The sequence below is a fragment of the Pseudoalteromonas sp. MelDa3 genome, from assembly GCF_002863625.1.
Taxonomy (GTDB): Bacteria; Pseudomonadota; Gammaproteobacteria; order Enterobacterales; family Alteromonadaceae; genus Pseudoalteromonas; species Pseudoalteromonas arctica.
In genome coordinates this window covers 1-19,455 of the sequence record NZ_PJBR01000038.1, presented here as the reverse complement: position 1 = coordinate 19,455, position 19,455 = coordinate 1, and the positions used below count along the sequence as shown (strand labels likewise).

Sequence of the window (19,455 nt, the reverse complement as noted above, 5' to 3'; positions counted from 1 at the left end):
TTTTAAAAAGTAACAACGATGAGAGTAAGTGTCTGTGAAACACCCAACGGGTTGGTTTAAAAGCGATTTATACTGCGTTATTGATTTTAACAATAGAACCACTATTACTTTCAATCAATGCCTTGCCTAAATCGCTTTTAATTCCAACTGAAACTCGCATCTTGGGGTGGTTTGGGTATATAATGGCGGGTCAATTTTTAGCATTCTTGTTGTGTAAGCATTTTTCATTACACAAAAAAACAGCATTTAGGATTTATCAGTGGCAAAACAAATTCAGGCAGTTCGCGGTATGAACGATTGTCTGCCGGGCGATACACAAGTTTGGCAGAAAGTAGAAAACATTTTACGCGAGACAGTAGCATCGTTCGGTTATCAAGAAATTCGTTTTCCTATTGTAGAATCAACCGACTTATTTAAACGCTCTATTGGTGAAGTTACCGATATAGTAGAAAAAGAAATGTACACCTTTGCCGATCGCAATGGCGACTTATTAACACTTCGCCCAGAAGGCACCGCAGTATGCGTACGTGCTGGCAACCAAAATGGCTTACTATATAATCAAGAACAACGCCTTTGGTACATGGGTCCAATGTTTCGTCACGAGCGTCCGCAAAAAGGTCGTTACCGTCAGTTTCACCAATTTGGTTTAGAAACATTTGGTATTGCTACAGCAGATATAGACGCAGAAGTTATTTTATTAACAGCGCAACTATGGGAAGCCTTTGGTATTACTGACCACGTTCGTTTAGAGCTAAATTCTCTAGGATCTAACGAAGCGCGTGCAGATTACCGTGATGCGTTAGTAGCCTACCTTGAGCAACACATTGATGTGCTTGATGAAGACTCAAAACGTCGTATGTATTCAAACCCATTACGCGTACTTGATAGCAAAAATCCAGACGTACAAGCAATTTTAACTGATGCGCCTAAATTGTCTGAAAATTTAGATGCTGAATCAAAAGAACATTTTGCAAATTTATGTGAACGTTTAGACGCTGCTGGCGTCTCATATACGGTTAATGAAAAGTTAGTACGTGGTTTAGACTACTACAACCGCACTGTATTTGAATGGGTAACCGACAGTTTAGGTGCACAAGGCACTGTATGTGCTGGCGGACGTTACGATGGCTTAGTTGAACAACTTGGCGGCAAAGCAACGCCAGCAGTTGGTTTTGCAATGGGTCTAGAGCGCTTAGTATTATTACTACAAGCACTTGAGTGTGTAGGTGACATTCGTCGTAATGCTGATGTATATTTAGCAGCAATGGGCGACAAAGCAAGCATTCAAGCTCCTGCAATTGCAGCGCAACTACGTAAAGACGTACCGGGTTTACGCGTTATGGTACATGCGGGCGGCGGCAACTTTAAAAAACAATTAAAACGTGCTGATAAAAGCGATGCACTTGTTGCAGTGATTATTGGTGAAGATGAATTAGAAAAAGGCGTTGTGACCATCAAGTATTTACGCGAGCGTAAAGAACAAGTCACATTAGAATTAGAACAAGCTAAAGCGCTATTAGCTGAGCTTATTAACGGCTAAGCGAACATTAGAGGTAAGAATGGATATTTATTCAACAGAAGAACAACAAGCAGAAGCCATTAAACGCTTTTTCCGTGAAAACGGCATTTCACTTGCGCTAGGTATACTTGTTGGCCTAGGTGGCTTATATGGCTGGAAAGCATATAACCAAAACCAAATTACTACCGCTGAAAAAGCATCAGATTCATATACAGCGCTTGTTGAAAGCGATGATGTTTTATCTTCAGCTGATGCGTTTATTAGCGAAAATAAAGACACAAACTACGCAACACTTGCTGCATTCGTTGCTGCAAAAGACGCAGTAGAAGCGAAAAAACTAGACGTAGCAAGCGAAAAGCTAAGCTGGGTTGTGTCTAATACGCCAAATACAGAATTAAAAGCAATTGCGATTACACGTTTAGCACGTGTTCAAATTGCGCAAACTAAATATGACGATGCATTAACGACATTAAATGCACCATTACCTGAAGCGTTCAATGCAAACGTGGCCGAGCTTAAAGGCGACATTTACACTGAGCAAGGCAATAAAGATCAAGCACGTACTGCATACCAAGCAGCAATAGATGCGGGTGGATTAACAAGTAACCCACTATTACAAATTAAGTTAGATGACCTAGCAGTAACTAGCCCAGCGGCATAAGGTTTTAGGCATGAAAAAATTTACAACAGCAGCCCTTGCCCTATGTATGGCAACATTGATGGGTTGTTCATCAAGTGATGATGAAGATGAACTAGTACTTCCTGAAATTGTAAACCAATTTGAAACTGACGTTGTTTGGCAAGAATCTGTAGGTGATGGCGTAGAGCATTATTTTTCTCGTTTAACACCCGCAGTTTACAAAGATACTGTGTATGTTGCTAGCCGCGAAGGCCAAGTAGAAGCGCTTTCGCTTGATAATGGCGATACAAAATGGGAAACCGATGTACGCCAAGATTTATCGTTTTGGCCTTGGGCTGACAACGGTAATGCAAAATTATCAGGTGGTATTTTGCAAGCCTATGGTAAAATTTATATTGGTTCTGAACACGGCTTTATTATTGCTCTTGATCGCGAAACTGGTGAAGAAGTTTGGCGTAAAAACGTACCAGGCGAATCTCTGTCTAAACCAACAGCAGGCGATGGCTTAATATTTGTAAATTTAGGCTCTGGTAAATTGTTAGCCCTTCACCCAGATACAGGCGAAGAGCGTTGGAGCTTTGAACAAGAAGTTCCACCACTAACATTACGCGGACAAAGCTCGCCAACCGTTGCTAACGGTGGTGTATTAGTAGGCCTTGAAACAGGCAAGCTAAGCGTATTAATTTCAGACAGTGGTTACTCAGCATGGAGCGCAGAAATTGCGGTTGCTAAAGGCGCATCAGAATTTGAACGCCTAGTTGACGTAGACACTCAACCACTTATTAGCGGTCCATACGCTTACGCTATAGCTTACAACGGCAACTTAGCCGCTGTAGATATTCGCTCTGGCAATGTTGTATGGAAACGCGAGTACAGCAGCTACCGCGAAATTGCGATGGATGCACAAACAATTTATTTAGTAGATAGCGATGGTGTTATTTACGCATTAGATAAAAATTCAGGTATTGAACGTTGGAGCCAACCCGCTCTACGCGGTTGGTACCTAACAGGCCCTGCAGTTGCAGGTAGCCACTTAGCTTTAGGCGACCAAGAAGGTAACCTACATTGGCTAAATAAAGAAACTGGCGAGCTAGTATCTCGTGAAGACTTTGACAGCTCGGGCTTTTTTGTTGAGCCAGTTGTTGCCGACGATAAGCTAATTTTATACACCCGTGATGGTGAAGTTAGTATGGTAAAAATACCAAACTAAGTTACTAATAGTCATATGGTTTTTTTAAGGCTTCGCACTGCGAAGCCTTTTGTTGTTTTTTAAAGAGGTAGTTTATGCTTCCCGTGATCGCTCTAGTTGGGCGACCCAATGTGGGCAAATCCACATTATTTAACCGTTTAACACGTACTCGTGATGCACTCGTAGCCGATTTTCCAGGTTTAACACGAGATAGAAAATATGGCCAAGCTAGTTACGATGGCTATGAATTTATCGTGGTAGACACGGGCGGTATTGATGGCTCAGAAGAAGGCATCGAAATCGAAATGGCAGATCAATCTCTGCTAGCTATTGAAGAAGCCGACATTGTTCTGTTTTTAGTAGATGCTCGTGTAGGTATGACCGTAGCTGACCAAGCAATTGCTAATCACTTGCGTAAACAAGATAAAAAGTGTTTTGTTGTTGCTAATAAAACCGATGGTATTGATGCAGATTCAAACTGTGCTGAATTTTACCAATTATCATTAGGTGAAATTCATCATATTGCTGCATCGCATGGCCGTGGTATTACGTTATTACTTGAGCAAACACTTCAGCCGCTTATCGCTGAATTAGCTGCACAAGACGAAGACGTAACAGGCGATGACGAAGAGCTTATTAATCTTTACGAAGAAGATGAAGACAGCGATACCGATCACCAGGCATTTGCAGACAAACCTGTAAAGCTTGCGATTATTGGTCGTCCTAACGTTGGTAAGTCAACGCTTACAAACCGTATACTGGGTGAAGATCGCGTAATTGTATACGACATGCCAGGTACAACACGTGACTCTATCTACATTCCGATGACTCGAAATGAAAAAGAGTATGTGTTAATTGACACCGCAGGTGTTCGTAAGCGTAAAAAAGTAAGCGACGTAGTTGAAAAGTTCTCTGTAATTAAAACGCTTCAAGCAATCGAAGATTGTAACGTTGTGTTATTGATTGTTGATGCTCGCGATGGTATTTCAGATCAAGATTTAAGCTTATTAGGCTTTGCTCTTAACTCAGGTCGTTCATTGGTAATTGCAGTGAACAAATGGGATGGCTTAGACGATTACGTTAAAGATCGTATTAAATCAGAGCTCGATCGCCGTTTAGGCTTTATTGACTTTGCACGCCTACACTTTATATCTGCACTACACGGTACAGGTGTTGGTCATTTATTCGAGTCTGTTGACGAAGCGTATGAATCAGCGACTAAACGTATAAGTACTGCAATGTTACGTCGTATTATGGACATGGCTCAAGCCGATCACCAGCCGCCACTTGTTCGTGGTCGTCGTGTTAAGCTCAAATATGCGCATGCCGGTGGTTATAACCCACCACGTATTGTTATTCACGGTAACCAAGTTAAAGATTTACCAGATAGTTATAAACGCTACCTGATGAACTACTACCGTAAAGCGCTTAAAATTATGGGCACACCTATCAAAATCGAATTTAGAGAAGGTGAAAACCCATTTGCTGGTCGTGTTAATAAAGTAACACTGTCGCAAAAGCGTAAAATACGTGCATTTGCTAAAGAAAACCGTAATAAATAAACTTTTCAAGAGTTAGTTTATTACAATAAAAACGGCGTACTTTTTAGTACGCCGTTTTTTTTTTAATATGTTATTAAGAGTTACAAACCAAGTAAAGCTAAGCGCACCAAGTTCTCAACGGTGGTTTCATGTGCACTTTTATTTTTATTAGTTGGCGTAAACCTAGAAGTAGGTGATTTAATAGTTATAAAGCCATGATTGGTGGCCATTTCATGAGCTAATAGCTTTCGCTCTTTAGGTGTTAAATGGTTTTCGTGTATTTTTGCCAGTTCACCGCTATCAAGCCATATGCCTGCACAACCTGGGCATTCGTCTATTTCAACCACTTTAAGCGGTGAAAAATACCGGCGCATCATCACAATACTTGGGCATTTAGGACAATTTACTCGCATTGAGACATCGCCCTCACCTTCAATATAATTACTTAAATGTTTAAGTAATACCTGACCATGCTTTAACGCTGGCGAGCTAAACTTAAAAATTTGGTTGTTATCAAAAAATACGCCGCCTTGCACTGAAGTGTAAACAGTAATACCGCCAATTAATAATGGCTCAAGAGAGGCATTTGTACGTGGGCATAACATTCTAAAAATCCTTTTTATTTTAATACCTAGCTTACACTACTTTATTCAAGCGCTTTATGAATAAGCCCAACAAGTGGCGTTGGCAATTTAATATTACCTGCAAGTACAAACTCATGCGCTTCATCTGACATTTTTTGCCATGTACGGCGAATAATACCAATCCATTTTTCTTCATTGTAATCTGGTTTTGCACTGGCAAACCCAAGCATGTAGTGTTCAATAAACACCAAACTCGCTACATCTTCTACTAATTGGCTATCTGGATTGCGCTTAATATCTTTTTTAGCAACTGCATTATAAACACGGTTTTGGTCTGTATCGTTAAACCCAGCTTGTTTCATTAATTCAACAACTAGTGACGCATGAAATATATAAAGTGCACTGCGCCATTGATGATAACCCTGCTTGTTCATTTCAAAGTCACTACGTGGCGACTTCCAACGTTGAATATGTTGCGCACGCACTGCAATTTGCATGAGTGCATCGGCATCAGGTTTAAAGCGAGTTAGCATTTCGCTCATACGCTGTGAGTATAAATACTCTTTTGGAAAACATTCTCCATTGTGCTGCTCAATATTTGGATCTTGGTTATTAGCTTCATCAATCAGCGTTATTACTTTATTAAACATGACGGTCTTTTATTGTAATTAGTTTTAATCATTCTAAACGCAGATAAAACAATAAACTAGTGCCCCACTCACTTCAGCGGTGAAATTTGTTCAATCAAAAAGTAAAACCAACTGATACTGGTTATAAAAGTAAGCGCATTAATAAAGTTAACTTGGTACTATATTAAAAACAAAAATGATAAATGTGCGTACACTAATAAAAATTAACGCGCTAAAAATGAGAATAATATGTTTAAAAAAACAATTTTAGCTATTTGCTTAGCTGTAGCATCACTGCCGAGCGCAGCCGATAGCAATGCAGATTTAAAAACCATTATTGATAACCATTGGCAAAATGCAAAAGCCGAAAAAATCTTTTTTCGCACCGACCCTGATGGTTGGAAACCCAACGGTACCTTACCAAATTGGAGCGAGCAAGCCATTGCAAAGCGCCAAGCTTATAACAACAGCGTACTAAAAAGCTTAGCCAGCATTGACCCAAAAACGCTCAACAACGAGCAGCTAATGAACTACCGTTTATTTAAATACGAGCGAGAAACAGAGCAGCAAAGCTACCTTTTTCAAGATAAGTATTTTCAGGTTAACTTTTTAAGTGGCTGGCATACCTACTTTGCCGAAGCACCAGCTAATATGGCATTTTTAACAACCGATGATTACAACGCATTTTTAGTAAGCCTTGCCGACTACCCTCGCTTTAATCAAGAAAACATTAACTTGATGAAAGAAGGTATTGAAAAGGGTTACACGCACTACTGCAAAACATTTGAAAATTACAGCCAGAGTATTAACGCTCATATTGTTAAGCGACCTGAAAACAGCGCCTTATACGAGCCCTTTACACGCATACCAAATACATTTACAGCAGAGCAAAAGGCCACATACCAAAACAAAGCAAAAGCCTTAATTAGCTCAAAAGTAGTTCCGGCTTATCAAGACTTTTACGACTTTTTTGAAAACGATTACATGCCTAACTGTAGAACAGATCCGGGTATTTCAAGCGTTAAAGGCGGGCTTGAGTATTACAAATATGCAGTTAATTACTACACCACAACCAATGCCACACCAAAGCAAATACACGAACTTGGCTTAAAAGAAGTGGCTCGTATAAAAACGCAAATGCAAAACATCATTGATAAAGTAGGTTTTGATGGCACGTATGCTGAGTTTTTAGAATTTTTAGCAACCGACGAGCAATTTTACGCAACAGACGCGCAAGACTTACTTGAAAAAACAGCCTTTATTACGCAAAAAATGTATGGCAAGTTACCAACCTACTTTAATCATTTACCGCGTAACACCTTTACTATAAAAGGCTCAGCGAGTCGCGGCGCGTTTTATATGCCACCTGCTGATAACCGATCCCCTGGCACTTACTTTTTAGCCTCAACACCTAAGCTACAGCCTTTATATAATTTAGAAGCACTTAGCTTACATGAGGCAATACCAGGGCATCATTTACAAAACGCCATTGCAATGGAGTTAGATGTACCCCAGTTTAGACGCACACTTAGCCACTCAGCATTTGGCGAAGGTTGGGCACTTTACACCGAACGTTTAGGTAAAGAAGCCGGCTTTTATCAAGACCCATACAGCGACTTTGGTCGTTTAGGTTACGAAATGTGGCGTGCTGTGAGGCTTGTTGTTGATACCGGTATTCATGCATTTGGCTGGAGCCGCCAAAAGGCAATTGACTACTTGGCAGATCACACTGCTTTGCCACAAAGCGCGGTCGAGGATCAAATAGATCGTTATATTTCATGGCCAGGCCAAGCGCTCTCTTACAAAATGGGCGAAATAAAAATACGCGAACTGCGTGCAAAAGCCGAAAAAGAGCTCGGTGCTAAGTTTGATATACGCAGCTTTCACGACACCGTAATCGGCCAAGGTTCACTGCCTATGGAAGTGCTAGAAGACGTAATAAACGATTGGATAGCAAAACAAAAATCAGCGAGTTAAAACAATACTTTTACAAACTAAGGGGCGGTAAGTTTGTCGCTCCTTTTTAAAACCTTATTAAACACCTCAAAACTAATCCCTACCCGCTTTTGCTTCGTAAACTTAATGATTACAAAGACCAGAGCATAAGTATGAGCAAACGCATTTTATATTGGCTACAAAACGATTTACGCCTAACCGACAACGCTATTTTTAGTGAACTTGCTACTGAGCAATGTGCGCTTGATATTGTATTTGTAATAAACCCACACTGGTTTAAAAATAATAACTACCAACAAAAGTCATATGGTGTGCATAAACATCAGTTTTTAATGCAAAGCTTGTATGAACTCCAACAAGCACTTATTGAGCGCGGGCAAACCCTGCACGTACTTGAGGGTGAACCGGTTAGTGTTTTAAAGCAGCACATAGCTGAGCAACACATTGACGAAGTGGTGTGCAGTGAACTCGTTGGAACCTATGAGCAGCGCCAACTCGCGCGACTAAAAGCACATTGCCCACATGTCATATTTAAAACAACTCAACAAGACACTCTATTTCAACAAAGCGACCTCCCTTTTGATTTAGACGAGCTGCCTAAAAGCTTTACCCCATTTAGAAAAAAGGTAGAGGCGATGAACATACCTATAACAACCTCAACTCTGCCTAAAGGTTTACTTCCCCAGCCTATAACATTATGTGCTGCAAACCCAATTGAGCTTAATAAGCATACTAATAATAACAACGCAGTAATGCATGGCGGGCTTAAAAGTGCGCAAACACATTTAAAGCAATACTTTTCAGGCTTGCTACCAAGTACTTATAAAATAACTCGAAACGAGCTTGATGGCTTTAATAACACCACAAAGTTCAGTACCTGGCTTGCCTTTGGTTGTGTAAGTGCGCGGCAAGTTTATAAAGCAGTTGAGGCGTACGAACATAACCGAATAACAAACGAGTCAACCTACTGGATTAAGTTTGAATTACTATGGCGAGAATATTTTAAATGGCATGCACTTAAGGCAGGTAAAAGCCTGTTTAGCTTTAAAGGCCAAAAGCAAACAAAACCCCTTACTACATTTATGCCAAACCGCTTTGTTGCCTGGTGTAATGGCTCAACACCCTACCCATTAGTCAATGCCATTATGAACGAGCTTAATGCGACCGGTTATATATCAAATAGATCAAGGCAAATTGCCGCAAGCTGCTTAGTTAACGAACTTGGTCTTGATTGGCGCTACGGCGCGGCTTATTTTGAACAACAACTTATTGATTACGATGTAGCCGCTAATTGGGGTAATTGGCAATATATAGCAGGTGTAGGCGTAGATCCGCGTGGTGGTAGGCACTTCAATATTGAAAAACAAACGTTACAGTTTGACCCGCACGCTTTTTACACTAATAAATGGCAAGGCAATGAAAACACCAGCAAACAGCTGGATACTTTAAACGAAGTTGATTGGCCGATTTAAGCCGCCAATCAACTTTTACCAAGTAACGTTTAAAACAGCTCAGCAATACCTATATTAATGGCAAAGCCGCCTAACGTTAAAAACAAAAATAAACACAGCGCCAGTAACAACGGTTTAATACCCGCTTGGCGAATTGCTCCAATATGGGTGCGTAATCCTAGAGCCACCATGGCAATTGTAAGTAGTATATTGTCGAACTGTACTATTACGTCGGTGGTCGCTTTAGGAATAATAGCAAGCGAGTAAATACCACTTGCCACAATAAACAATACAGCAAACCAAGGAATGGTAACGCCGCCTTTGTGAGTCCCGTGATTTAGTGTGCTTTGTTTACTCGCCTTTTTATTTTGCCAAAATGATAAACCCACTAAAAATGGCGCAAGCATCATAACGCGTAGCATTTTTTCTATAACGGCGGTATCAGCAGCATTGGCGCTTACGGCTGTACCCGCCGCAACAACTTGCGCTACCTCGTGAATAGTTGAACCTACAAAAATACCATATGCGTGCTCACTCAGCCCCATATACTCAAACATGATTGGGTAGGCAAACATACTCAACGTACCAAATACCACCACCGTTGCTACCGCTACCGATACTTTATGCGCTTGCGCTTTTATTACAGGCTCGGTTGCCATTACAGCTGCTGCGCCACAAATAGAGCTACCTGCGCCAATTAATATTACTGTTTGCTCATCAAGCTTAAATACTCGTTTGCCAAGCTGTATTGCTAATATAAACGTACCACTGAGCATAACAATATCGGTTAGTAAGCCATGCCAGCCAACGCCAGCTACCTGTGCAAAGGTAATTCTAAAACCAAATAAAATAATACCCGCTTTGAGTAAAATACTCTTAGCGTAATCAACACCCACATCTGTATGAGTCGCAATGCGCGAAAAAACACTGTTACCTACAATAATGCCAAGCACAATACCAATAGTTAAGGAACTAAACTGGGCACTTTGCATTACCGGTAACTTACTCATGGCAACAGCAACACACGCTAAAACAATAACCAATAGCATTCCTAGCCACCAACGCGAGTTGGTATACTGCTTAGTATTAATACTAAAAAGCTGTGGCATATCTTTAATTGCACTAAGCATAGTCATCCCTTAATAAAGTCATCGTGATTAATTGACTTCATTTTAAGAAAGCGCAAAATATAACTCCAATACATTAAAATCATGATTCGATAACTTAAGGTTATGTGATTTGAGAGGCACAATGAACTTGCATGCACTTCGGGTGTTTTATACGGTTGCTAAATTAGGCAGTTTTTCAGCAGCAGCTGAGGCGCTTTTTATAAGCCAACCAGCTGTGTCTAAAGCTTTAAAAGAGCTTGAGTATCAGCTAAATATACAACTTATTGAGCGTGCATCTAAGGGTAAAAAACTCACCTTAAGTGAAGGCGGACAAGCACTTTTTGAACATGCTCGTAGTATTTTTGCTATTGAAAAGGCAGCCATTGAAGATATTAAATCACGCACAGGGCTTAAGCGCGGCACACTCGTTATAGGCACCAGTACAACCATTGCCAGCTATTGGCTACCGCCCTATTTAGCCAATTTTTGCGCACAATACCCCCATATAAAAGTAGAAGTACAAGTTGCTAATACCGCGCAAATTGAGCACGCCCTACTTGAATGCACTATCGATTTAGCACTGGTTGAAGGCACACCAACCGAGCCACATATTATAAGTAAGCACTGGCAAAACGATTTAATGAGTGTAGTTATACCCAGTAACTTTAAGCCCACGAAAGACTTAAAACCATGGTTAAACGAGCAGTTTTGGCTACTGCGCGAGCCGGGCTCTGGCACTTTAGAAATGTCGGTAAAGTTATTAGCAGAGCATGGCGTACAAACAGAGCAAAGTATGCAATTAGGCAGCAACGAAGCCATAGCAAGGGCCGTCGCTCAAGGTATGGGGGTCGCTTTATTGCCAAATGTAGTTACTGAGGATTTGGTGCAGCTTGGTAAATTAACACGCCTGAGTCAAAAAAATAACGAGCAACTCTCTCGGCCACTTTATCAACTGCATTATAAAGACAGACCGTCTTCACACGCTGCACAAGCGTTCGAAAAAAGCCTGTTTAGTGAATAATGCTCACAATCTGTAAGTAGTAAGGCACCAGTAGCAAATTTAGATAAAGTTTAATATATGAAGTCAAAATTTGAGCCCTTTAGTCTTTCTGATGCCTATTAGCTAAGTTAAAATTCACTTGTGTTACGTGATACACCTTTCATGCTTCACTATTAAATTAAAATAATTTTTAAACATGTGTTCAGAACTGATATCCCTTAAATCCACATCAAAATAGTAGCCGCTTTCTAAAAGTTCCAAACTTTCTAAATCATTGCAAATGCGTTCAAGAATTAAATATTTATACTTTGGAGTTATGCTTTTAATGTCATCCGGAATAAGCCCTTCGGCATCAAAATTCAAAACAACTCTTAAACTGGTACCTGAATAGCCATAGTTTACAAAACTAATTCGGCTATCAATAGATGAAAAAAAAGCGCTGTAGTGATTTTTATCTTCTTCGTATTCCCATTGAGAAGCATCCCCCCAAATCAAGACAAAAATAACGCCAAAAGCAGCTGCAGCTACAAACAATTTGTTGGCATTTGTCAAAAACCACAATTGAACTTTTTCAGATCGCATTAATTTCATAAGTCACATAACTTTTAAGTAAAAGACTAAATCAGTCGGATAAAATAAAAGACTAATAATCAAAACTAAAGTCTTGCTCATTCACATGTGTGGATAATATAACTAAGGTTAAGAAAAATACCTTGATGCTACACCAATGCCGATAAGTAAAATAATTAATAAAACCCAATATCTTTTTGAACCATCTAAATTTTCACCGCACACTGGGCAAGATGATGACGCGATTGAAGTCCCGTTAAGATTTGTCGTTTTAACTATTGGGGAGGTAATTCCTGATTTACACTTTTTGCACTTCATAAATATCCATATTAATTATAAATAAAATCGCGGGATGATGCTCACATAACGCTTACCTAATTGACGTTAAATGACAGGCTATAATTAGCAACAAATCAAAGAATGCCAAGCTTTATACATCCTTTTAATTGAATTGCCATAACATAAGAATAGACCTTACAAACCCTTAGTTAAATCTTGTGCCAATGTACCCGTTGGCTTTTCAATTACGCGTACTGACTCTTTACCATTTTGCTTAACAATAAACGTAGGGGTGTATTGCAAGTCGTTAGCCTGTGCAATACCTGCATCGTCTTGCTTGTTGTAACCTACGGCCACATATTCAATGCTTGCAAGTTGTACTTTTGATTCATCTAGTAACTTAATTAAACGCGGCACTTCGCGCTCACTGTCGTGGCACCATGTGCCAAATAATACAATTAGCTCTTTACCTTCTAGCTTTTGCATTAATGCAATGTCCTGTGCTGTTGGCGTAAATGCTTTGTATTGCTCGTTAAACTTGTCGTAGTCGCTTAGCAGTACATCAGTGGTAATTCCGCCCGAAAATGGTGCGTCAGCAGCACAGCTTATTAACGGCATACTTAAAGCACACAATAAAATTAATTGTTTAAACATAAGGTTGCTCTTAATTAGATATTAAATTAGGTATTAAAGTTAGGTATTAAATAAAGCATTTAACGACTATACCCAATATTGAGTGTGGAGTGAACAGCTCTAAAGCGTTACTTTTTATCCATAAAAAAATTAACTTGCGATAAGTTAGTTAAATATTCTCTCCTTACGTCTTTATTCTCGGCTAACTTATCTAAGTCACCAATTAAGGTAACAAGCTTGGTGTGTGAGTGACGGTTTGTTTCTATAAAATCATCTTGCTTGTCATCACTCTCATCGCGCTCTTTTTTATGCATTGAGTAGCTGTTTTCGTTTTCTTCAAGCCAAATATCGTCAATTAAGCGAATGTCGCTTTTACTAACTGTTTGCTCTTGCATCGCCATTTGCAGCTCATATTGGTTAGTTTGCGGGTTAAACGCATACATTTTTGTATCAACATCAACCTCGTGAGACTGATCGAGCCCCACAAGTTCTTTATTTTTAACCGCAGACCCTACGTTATAACTCTCTTCTTTGTTGTAGTAATCAGGGCGACTGTATTGATAATCAAAATGGCTACTTACATTTTTACTTTGCGTTACACCGCTAAGATCCCCTAATTGGATTTGATCAGTCGCTTGGCTTAGCTCAATGGTACTTTTAGGCTGATAGTCGCCGTTATCCAGCGCATAAGAAAATGTAGCATCAAAATCAGCGAGCTTAGAAATCCCCGCTCCTAATGTATTCGGCGCTTTATTACCTAGCCCTTGGTAACGGCTATCGTTTGCGACCATGTTATCAACTAAATCGGCTACCATAGCGCGCCCGTCATTAAAGTGCTGATCTGCAAGCGACTCCAAATTGCTATAATGCTCAGCCGCCGACGACATACTCGCAAAAGCGCCTTTAAATAATGCAAAGCCCTGCAGCATTGCTTCGTCGCCTTTTCGCCCAAATGCCGACTCTTTATCGTCTTTGGTACTGTTTACTCGGCTATCTTCTAAGCTTTGATCGAGCGACGCTAAATACTGCTGCATTTGCTGCGTGTCTTTAGCGCCAATGGTTGACATATCAAGTGCAAAATCAATGTCGTTTTGCCCACCTGCGGCTTTAAACACAAGTGCTTGCTGGTTTGATGCTTCATCAATGGAGTAACTTAAATCAAGCGTGTTCTCTTTCGAATCAAGATCTTTATTTTGCGTTGTTGAAAACGACACATCAAAGCCTGTTAGCTGCTCACTATTAAACCCTGCTAAAAAATCTAAACTCATGTCTGTTTGGTTTGGCACTATAAGAGGATTAAATGAGTTTTCACTCACTTTAAAAAATTCATCGGCCATTTCGCCAACACCACTGAGCACCTGCGTAAGTGCTTTATGCTCAGCCTCAGATAAATCGCCATTTACTTCGTAACTTAAACTAAAGCCATCAACGGCTTCGCCTGTGTTTTCATCGTACCCTTGCGATGAGTTAAAGGTAATGTTTATAACATCACCTTCTTTAGTTTTTACCGAGAGCTCAAACAGGTAGTTATCGTCATCCTCGTATTTTGCGCGATTGAGGCTTTCCATGTAGGGATTAAGTGAGCGCTCAACACGTTGCTGACTTGAGGCTAAAAACGTTTTTTGCTCATGCCCAAGCTGACCTAAACTCGATAAAATATCGCTGGTATTAGCATAAGCACCCTGAATATTTTTAACCGACGTATTTAATCGCTCAATTAATTGGGTACTGTTTTCGTTTTTTAATAACCCCTCATGCTGAGAGCTTATTACGGTGCGCAGGGCGAGTTCTTCATCGGAGAGTTTATAGTTAAGCGTGCTAGGCGTACTTGAAATAGTAAATAGCGAGGTAAGTTGCTGTTGTAAAATATCCCCTACTTTTTGATTGCTAACTAGTGCTTCGTCAATAGCTTCGTTATTTAGCTGGCTTAATAATTCATCGGATATTTTGGGGGCGTTAGTTTGTAAATCATTAATAGCTTGAAGGTCGCTACCGGTTAGCAGCGAAGGACTCACAGAGGTTTGGTTAGCGTTATTAACTGATTGGGCAAGTAAAGTGCTTAAATTAGACTGGCTGCCAAGTGCATTATTAACCATGATTATCCTTAATCTCTAAACCCTATTAAGTAATGTATCGGGCGCTTAGTTAAAAGCTTTAGCTTAAGGAGATATTTTTTACCTATTATTTATACAAACAATAGGCCTAACTCTTAAGGCCTATTTTATTCGCTTACTATCTTCATCTGTTTCTTTTATTCTTTTTACTAAAAAGTCGACCGCCGCTTTTACCTTTGGTACTAAATAGCGCTGCTTTTGATACAACAAATAAACTGCCATAGTCGCATTTTGGCTTATCGCTAATTCATGCTCAAACTTAAGCTCTTGCAACTGGCCAGACTCAAGGTATGAGTCGAGCGCCCACCGAGTAGACATTAAAATGCCCTCACCATTACACGCTTTTTTAGCCAGCCACGAACCGTTATTTGAAATAGCGACCGCAGGCCCAGAAACGTCGTGCCATTGCTCATCTACTTTACATAACCACGGCGTTGGCCCCGCTGGCGTTTTAAAATAAAGGCCACTGTGGTCCTTTAATTCCATAACATTAGTAGGCACGCCGTATTTTTGTAAATAGCAGGGTGACGCGACAGGAATAAAGCCATTATCCATTAGTTTTATTGCTAGCACGCGTTCATTTGGCGCATAACCACCACGAATAGCAATATCTACATCGTCACGCCCAAGTGTAGACAGCTCATCACTTAAGCTAACATCTAATATAATTTCGGGGTATAGCGCGCTAAATTCATCAAGCAGAGGCAGTAATATTTTATCACCAAAACTCACCATTGAGCTTATACATAATCGCCCCATTGGTGTTGTTTGATAACTGCGCACTGTTTCGTGGCTTTGCTCTAGCTGATTTAATATTTGCTGAACATCGTTATAGTAAATTTGCCCAACTTCGGTCAATTTAACTATGCGAGTCGAACGCTTTAAAAGCGTCGCCCCTAGGCTTTTTTCTAAATCAGCAACTCGCCGTGACAACGACGAGGGCGGCACATCAAATGCTTTTGCGGCTTTGGTAAAACTGCCCGTTTCAACCACCTTAATAAAATACCGTATGGCTTTTAGTTGATCCAAGTTGCCTCTCCATTAAATAAAATGCTTTATTGTCTTAAAGACAAAAGTGATTCGCATTTTCCCCTATATATAAGCAAATTAAAACAAGTAATAATGTACTCAACCTAAAGACAGGGACTTAAATTGCATTTTTGGCAATGAGTATCTTCACGTTAATGATGGAAAGCTGACTTATGATTACTTTGCACGGTTTTGCTGCTAGCAACTATTACAACCTAGTTAAACATGTACTTTTACACAAACAACTGCCATTTAAAGAACACCTTGTTTACGGCGGTAGTGAAGAGTTACTAGCAATCAGCCCTGCAGGCAAAGTGCCTGCAATCACAACAGCTAACGGGCTTAATATTTCAGAGTCGAGTGTTATTTGCGACTTTATAGAAGAGTCGTACCCACAAACCCCGCTATATCCTGAAGATGCAGGTGAGCGCGCAGTTGTACGTCAAATTATGAAAATGGCAGAGCTTTATTTTGAACTGCCAAGCAGACGGTTCATCCCTTATGTATTTTCAGGCGCTGAAGTACCTGAAACAACTAAAGCCGAAGTACGCCAAGTATTAACGCGTGGCGTAACCGCTTTAAGTAGCGTGTGTAAGTTTTCGCCGTGGATTGCAGGCGAGCAATTTACAATGGCAGACATTTACGTTTATTACGTAAACACCATAGTTAGCGCCTTTGGCTCAAGCCAGCTTGATTGGGATGTATTAGCACAAGTTCCCGGCATGAAAAAGTGGAACGAATCAATGAGCCAATTAGCCATTGCCCAAAGCATAGAGGCCGATCGCCAAGCGAATATGGCTGAATTTATGCAAAAAGTGAAAGCGCAAATTCAAGCAGCAAACGCTAAATAACGCGTAGCTATAAAAGCAATCTACTCTAAATTTTAATTACTAACACCGTATCGCCAATACAATAATGTGATTGGCTTAACAAATTTAATTCTTTGCAGGAGACACTTATGACAGATAAAAATATCCAACTGACTTCAACTATCAGCGAAGACAATAAACTAACACTTGCCTTAAAAAACATCGAGATGCCAAAGCCAAATGCCGATGAAGTGGTTATTCGCATTGAAGCTGCACCATTAAACCCATCAGACTTAGGCGTTTTATTCAGCGCAGCTGATATGTCTACTGCAAAGCAATCGGGTATTGATGAAGACCCAGTAATTACTGCCGATGTTCCAGCTCAATTTATGCCATCACTTAAAACCCGTGTAGGTAAAGCAACACCAGTAGGTAATGAAGGCGCGGGCACCGTAGTGGCAGCAGGCTCATCGCCAGCCGCACAAGCATTAATGGGAAAAACAGTGGCTGTTATTGGTGGCGGTACGTATCGTCAATTTATATGTGCCAATGTACAAAGTTGCCTAGAGTTAAAAGAAGGGACTACCGCAAAAGAAGGTGCATCGTCTTTTGTAAACCCACTTACTGCACTCGCCATGGTTGAAACCATGCGCGCTGAAGGCCATAAAGCTATTATTCACGCCGCAGCGGCTTCTAACCTTGGCCAAATGCTAAACCGTATTTGTATTGCCGATGGTGTTGATTTAATTAATATTGTTCGCAAACCAGAACAAGAAAAGTTACTGCGCGATATGGGTGCTAAATACGTTGTTAACTCAAGCAGCGACACTTTTCTTGCTGACCTAACAGCTGCAATAATCGAAACCGGTGCAACTATCGCGTTTGATCCTATTGGTGGCGGCCAGCTAACAAGTGACATACTTAACTGCATGGAAGTTGCAGCTGCGCGCGATATGAAAGAGCACACGATTTATGGCTCTGACACATTTAAACAAGTGTATATTTATGGCGCGCTAGATCGAGGCCCTATTACACTTAATCGTAACTTTGGCTTTGCTTGGGCTGTAAACGGGTTCTTGTTATTTAATGCTTTAGGTAAATTAGGCACAGATACAGTAATGAAAATGCGTAAACGCGTTGCTAATGAAATCACTACTACTTTTGCGAGCAACTACACGCACGAAGTGTCATTAGCTGAGGTATTACATTTACAATCAATTGCCGCTTATTCTAAACAAGCTACAGGCGAGAAGTACTTAATTAAACCTCAAGCTTAATTAAATATTCTTCGTTAAAAATTAAAAAGCAGATGCTAATTAGGTATCTGCTTTTTTCGTAATAAAAAAACCTACTTTTTAGCTACTTAAAGCCCAAGATTTAAGATAGCTGTATTGACTGCCTTTCATTCGCTATCAATATTGAGTAATGAAGATCTTACTGACGATTACTGCCCAATTGGGTAACTAACTATTGTTTGATAGTCGGCTAATACCATCATTTGGTTACCCTTTAGTCCATGAAATGGGAATTCTGCAAACTCGTAACCCCTTGAGTTTAAATCTAGACATATTTTCCTATCAGTTAACATTAGTTTCCGTGCATGAGCTGGATATATGCCTTCATTTTTCTTAGTTACCATAAATGCGATTGGAAAAAAGCTTAATAAACTGACAGTAGAAATACTTCCATTGTTATAAAATCCAACACACTTCGCGCTTAAATGTTTATTATAAGGGTAATACCAATAATATATATCGTGAGTATCATCAATAGCGCTATCTTCACCAAGAACAAAATTTTTTAATGGCTGAAAATAAGGCGAGTACTGTGGCTCATCTTTACATTCTTTAACCGAAGTTGCGGCCAGAACATGACCGATCATTGCCCTTGAAAACTTTTTAGCATCAATGTTTGTATTGATAAGTGTGTATGGGCTTCCACTATGAAAGAAATAATCTTTTATTTGCAACGTTAAAGATTTACAGACTCTAGCAACTTCACCATCGTTACCACCTAGATGCGTATTATTACAGTTATGACAAATAGTTTTGAACTTACTACCGTTTGGTGAAGGTACGCCTTTAACTATTGACGCTTCAACCTCCATCAACTCTGTGATGTGGCGCTGCTCCACCTTAGTTATTGTTATCGCACCTTTTGGAGGTACGTGGTCCTGAGAAAGTCGGCCATAAATACCGCAAATCAAGCAAAATCCAGCTTGAATTTTAGTATTCTCAAATCGTTTTGATATGCCCTTGCTATAATTTCCCATATATAACGTCCTTGTGGAATTAGTTAATAGTTTCTTGGGTTTGTTTTAACAAATTATGTAAAAGATCGCTAATACTAAGTTTTTTAATTACCTCTTTAAAAATTGGGTGAGAAAGAACAAAAGATCCTCTT

The 19,455-nt window shown here is 40.0% G+C and carries 17 protein-coding genes; 9 read left to right on the top strand and 8 right to left on the bottom strand.

What is annotated here, in order from left to right; genetic code table 11:
- The first annotated feature begins 259 nt into the window (after positions 1-259).
- The 4 genes from hisS to der all read left to right on the top strand — a co-directional run bounded on the left by hisS (position 260) and on the right by der (position 4,910).
- Positions 260-1,540, top strand: coding sequence for a histidine--tRNA ligase (gene hisS, locus CXF89_RS09625; protein ID WP_007583429.1), 1,281 nt, complete (start codon positions 260-262; stop codon positions 1,538-1,540).
- Between the two features lie 19 nt (positions 1,541-1,559).
- A complete protein-coding gene (locus tag CXF89_RS09620; protein WP_007583431.1) occupies positions 1,560-2,180 on the top strand; it encodes a YfgM family protein in 621 nt (206 codons plus the stop codon).
- 10 nt (positions 2,181-2,190) lie between these two features.
- Positions 2,191-3,369 carry an outer membrane protein assembly factor BamB gene (gene bamB, locus CXF89_RS09615; RefSeq protein WP_007583433.1) on the top strand — a complete coding sequence of 393 codons (1,179 nt, stop codon included), beginning with the start codon at positions 2,191-2,193 and terminating at the stop codon, positions 3,367-3,369.
- 74 nt (positions 3,370-3,443) lie between these two features.
- Entirely contained in the window at positions 3,444-4,910 is a 1,467-nt protein-coding gene (gene der, locus CXF89_RS09610; protein WP_024592997.1) for a ribosome biogenesis GTPase Der, read from the top strand.
- Between the two features lie 80 nt (positions 4,911-4,990).
- On the opposite strand, the gene CXF89_RS09605 is transcribed toward der, so the two are convergent.
- Positions 4,991-5,494, bottom strand: coding sequence for a TFIIB-type zinc ribbon-containing protein (locus CXF89_RS09605; RefSeq protein ID WP_121954476.1), 504 nt, complete (start codon positions 5,492-5,494; stop codon positions 4,991-4,993).
- A gap of 41 nt (positions 5,495-5,535) precedes the next feature.
- On the bottom strand, positions 5,536-6,123 hold the full coding sequence (locus tag CXF89_RS09600) for a DUF4202 domain-containing protein (RefSeq protein WP_121954475.1): 588 nt from the start codon (positions 6,121-6,123) through the stop codon (positions 5,536-5,538).
- Between the two features lie 228 nt (positions 6,124-6,351).
- On the opposite strand from CXF89_RS09600, the gene CXF89_RS09595 reads away from it, so the two are divergent.
- Positions 6,352-8,079: a DUF885 domain-containing protein gene (locus tag CXF89_RS09595; protein ID WP_121954474.1), complete on the top strand. Its 1,728-nt coding sequence runs from the start codon at positions 6,352-6,354 to the stop codon at positions 8,077-8,079.
- A gap of 131 nt (positions 8,080-8,210) precedes the next feature.
- Positions 8,211-9,530, top strand: a complete 1,320-nt coding sequence (locus CXF89_RS09590; RefSeq protein WP_121954473.1) for a DASH family cryptochrome — start codon at positions 8,211-8,213, stop codon at positions 9,528-9,530.
- Between the two features lie 29 nt (positions 9,531-9,559).
- Here the strand turns inward: CXF89_RS09590 and CXF89_RS09585 are convergent, their stop codons facing one another.
- Positions 9,560-10,639 carry a YeiH family protein gene (locus CXF89_RS09585; protein WP_121954472.1) on the bottom strand — a complete coding sequence of 360 codons (1,080 nt, stop codon included), beginning with the start codon at positions 10,637-10,639 and terminating at the stop codon, positions 9,560-9,562.
- Between the two features lie 121 nt (positions 10,640-10,760).
- Here CXF89_RS09585 and CXF89_RS09580 point away from each other — a divergent pair, with 121 nt between their 5' ends.
- Entirely contained in the window at positions 10,761-11,639 is an 879-nt protein-coding gene (locus CXF89_RS09580; protein WP_121954471.1) for a LysR family transcriptional regulator, read from the top strand.
- 123 nt (positions 11,640-11,762) lie between these two features.
- On the opposite strand, the gene CXF89_RS09575 is transcribed toward CXF89_RS09580, so the two are convergent.
- The 4 genes from CXF89_RS09575 to CXF89_RS09555 all read right to left on the bottom strand — a co-directional run bounded on the left by CXF89_RS09575 (position 11,763) and on the right by CXF89_RS09555 (position 16,243).
- Complete coding sequence (locus CXF89_RS09575) at positions 11,763-12,209, bottom strand: hypothetical protein (protein WP_257983196.1); 447 nt, start codon at positions 12,207-12,209, stop codon at positions 11,763-11,765.
- A gap of 453 nt (positions 12,210-12,662) precedes the next feature.
- The gene (locus tag CXF89_RS09565) at positions 12,663-13,121 is read right to left on the bottom strand and encodes a TlpA family protein disulfide reductase (RefSeq protein WP_121954469.1); all 459 of its coding nucleotides are present in this window, start codon (positions 13,119-13,121) and stop codon (positions 12,663-12,665) included.
- A 107-nt stretch (positions 13,122-13,228) separates the two neighbouring features.
- The gene (locus CXF89_RS09560; RefSeq protein WP_121954468.1) at positions 13,229-15,196 is read right to left on the bottom strand and encodes a hypothetical protein; all 1,968 of its coding nucleotides are present in this window, start codon (positions 15,194-15,196) and stop codon (positions 13,229-13,231) included.
- A 120-nt stretch (positions 15,197-15,316) separates the two neighbouring features.
- Positions 15,317-16,243, bottom strand: coding sequence for a LysR family transcriptional regulator (locus CXF89_RS09555; RefSeq protein WP_121954467.1), 927 nt, complete (start codon positions 16,241-16,243; stop codon positions 15,317-15,319).
- Positions 16,244-16,416: 173 nt separating this feature from the next.
- Here CXF89_RS09555 and CXF89_RS09550 point away from each other — a divergent pair, with 173 nt between their 5' ends.
- Both CXF89_RS09550 and CXF89_RS09545 read left to right on the top strand, forming a co-directional pair.
- Positions 16,417-17,094: a glutathione S-transferase family protein gene (locus tag CXF89_RS09550; protein ID WP_121954466.1), complete on the top strand. Its 678-nt coding sequence runs from the start codon at positions 16,417-16,419 to the stop codon at positions 17,092-17,094.
- 107 nt (positions 17,095-17,201) lie between these two features.
- Positions 17,202-18,329, top strand: coding sequence for a zinc-binding dehydrogenase (locus CXF89_RS09545; protein WP_121954465.1), 1,128 nt, complete (start codon positions 17,202-17,204; stop codon positions 18,327-18,329).
- A 167-nt stretch (positions 18,330-18,496) separates the two neighbouring features.
- Here the strand turns inward: CXF89_RS09545 and CXF89_RS09540 are convergent, their stop codons facing one another.
- Positions 18,497-19,324 carry a metal-binding protein gene (locus tag CXF89_RS09540; RefSeq protein ID WP_121954464.1) on the bottom strand — a complete coding sequence of 276 codons (828 nt, stop codon included), beginning with the start codon at positions 19,322-19,324 and terminating at the stop codon, positions 18,497-18,499.
- Positions 19,325-19,455: the final 131 nt, after the last annotated feature.

Excerpts from the sequence above, each read along its gene's own strand:
- CXF89_RS09620 (WP_007583431.1), top strand. The coding sequence starts at position 1,560 with ATGGATATTTATTCAACAGAAGAACAACAAGCAGAAGCCATTAAACGC.
- bamB (WP_007583433.1), top strand. The coding sequence starts at position 2,191 with ATGAAAAAATTTACAACAGCAGCCCTTGCCCTATGTATGGCAACATTG.
- der (WP_024592997.1), top strand. The coding sequence starts at position 3,444 with ATGCTTCCCGTGATCGCTCTAGTTGGGCGACCCAATGTGGGCAAATCC.
- CXF89_RS09605 (WP_121954476.1), bottom strand. The coding sequence starts at position 5,494 with ATGTTATGCCCACGTACAAATGCCTCTCTTGAGCCATTATTAATTGGC.
- CXF89_RS09600 (WP_121954475.1), bottom strand. The coding sequence starts at position 6,123 with ATGTTTAATAAAGTAATAACGCTGATTGATGAAGCTAATAACCAAGAT.
- CXF89_RS09595 (WP_121954474.1), top strand. The coding sequence starts at position 6,352 with ATGTTTAAAAAAACAATTTTAGCTATTTGCTTAGCTGTAGCATCACTG.
- CXF89_RS09590 (WP_121954473.1), top strand. The coding sequence starts at position 8,211 with ATGAGCAAACGCATTTTATATTGGCTACAAAACGATTTACGCCTAACC.
- CXF89_RS09585 (WP_121954472.1), bottom strand. The coding sequence starts at position 10,639 with ATGCTTAGTGCAATTAAAGATATGCCACAGCTTTTTAGTATTAATACT.
- CXF89_RS09580 (WP_121954471.1), top strand. The coding sequence starts at position 10,761 with ATGAACTTGCATGCACTTCGGGTGTTTTATACGGTTGCTAAATTAGGC.
- CXF89_RS09575 (WP_257983196.1), bottom strand. The coding sequence starts at position 12,209 with ATGAAATTAATGCGATCTGAAAAAGTTCAATTGTGGTTTTTGACAAAT.
- CXF89_RS09565 (WP_121954469.1), bottom strand. The coding sequence starts at position 13,121 with ATGTTTAAACAATTAATTTTATTGTGTGCTTTAAGTATGCCGTTAATA.
- CXF89_RS09560 (WP_121954468.1), bottom strand. The coding sequence starts at position 15,196 with ATGGTTAATAATGCACTTGGCAGCCAGTCTAATTTAAGCACTTTACTT.
- CXF89_RS09550 (WP_121954466.1), top strand. The coding sequence starts at position 16,417 with ATGATTACTTTGCACGGTTTTGCTGCTAGCAACTATTACAACCTAGTT.
- CXF89_RS09545 (WP_121954465.1), top strand. The coding sequence starts at position 17,202 with ATGACAGATAAAAATATCCAACTGACTTCAACTATCAGCGAAGACAAT.
- CXF89_RS09540 (WP_121954464.1), bottom strand. The coding sequence starts at position 19,324 with ATGGGAAATTATAGCAAGGGCATATCAAAACGATTTGAGAATACTAAA.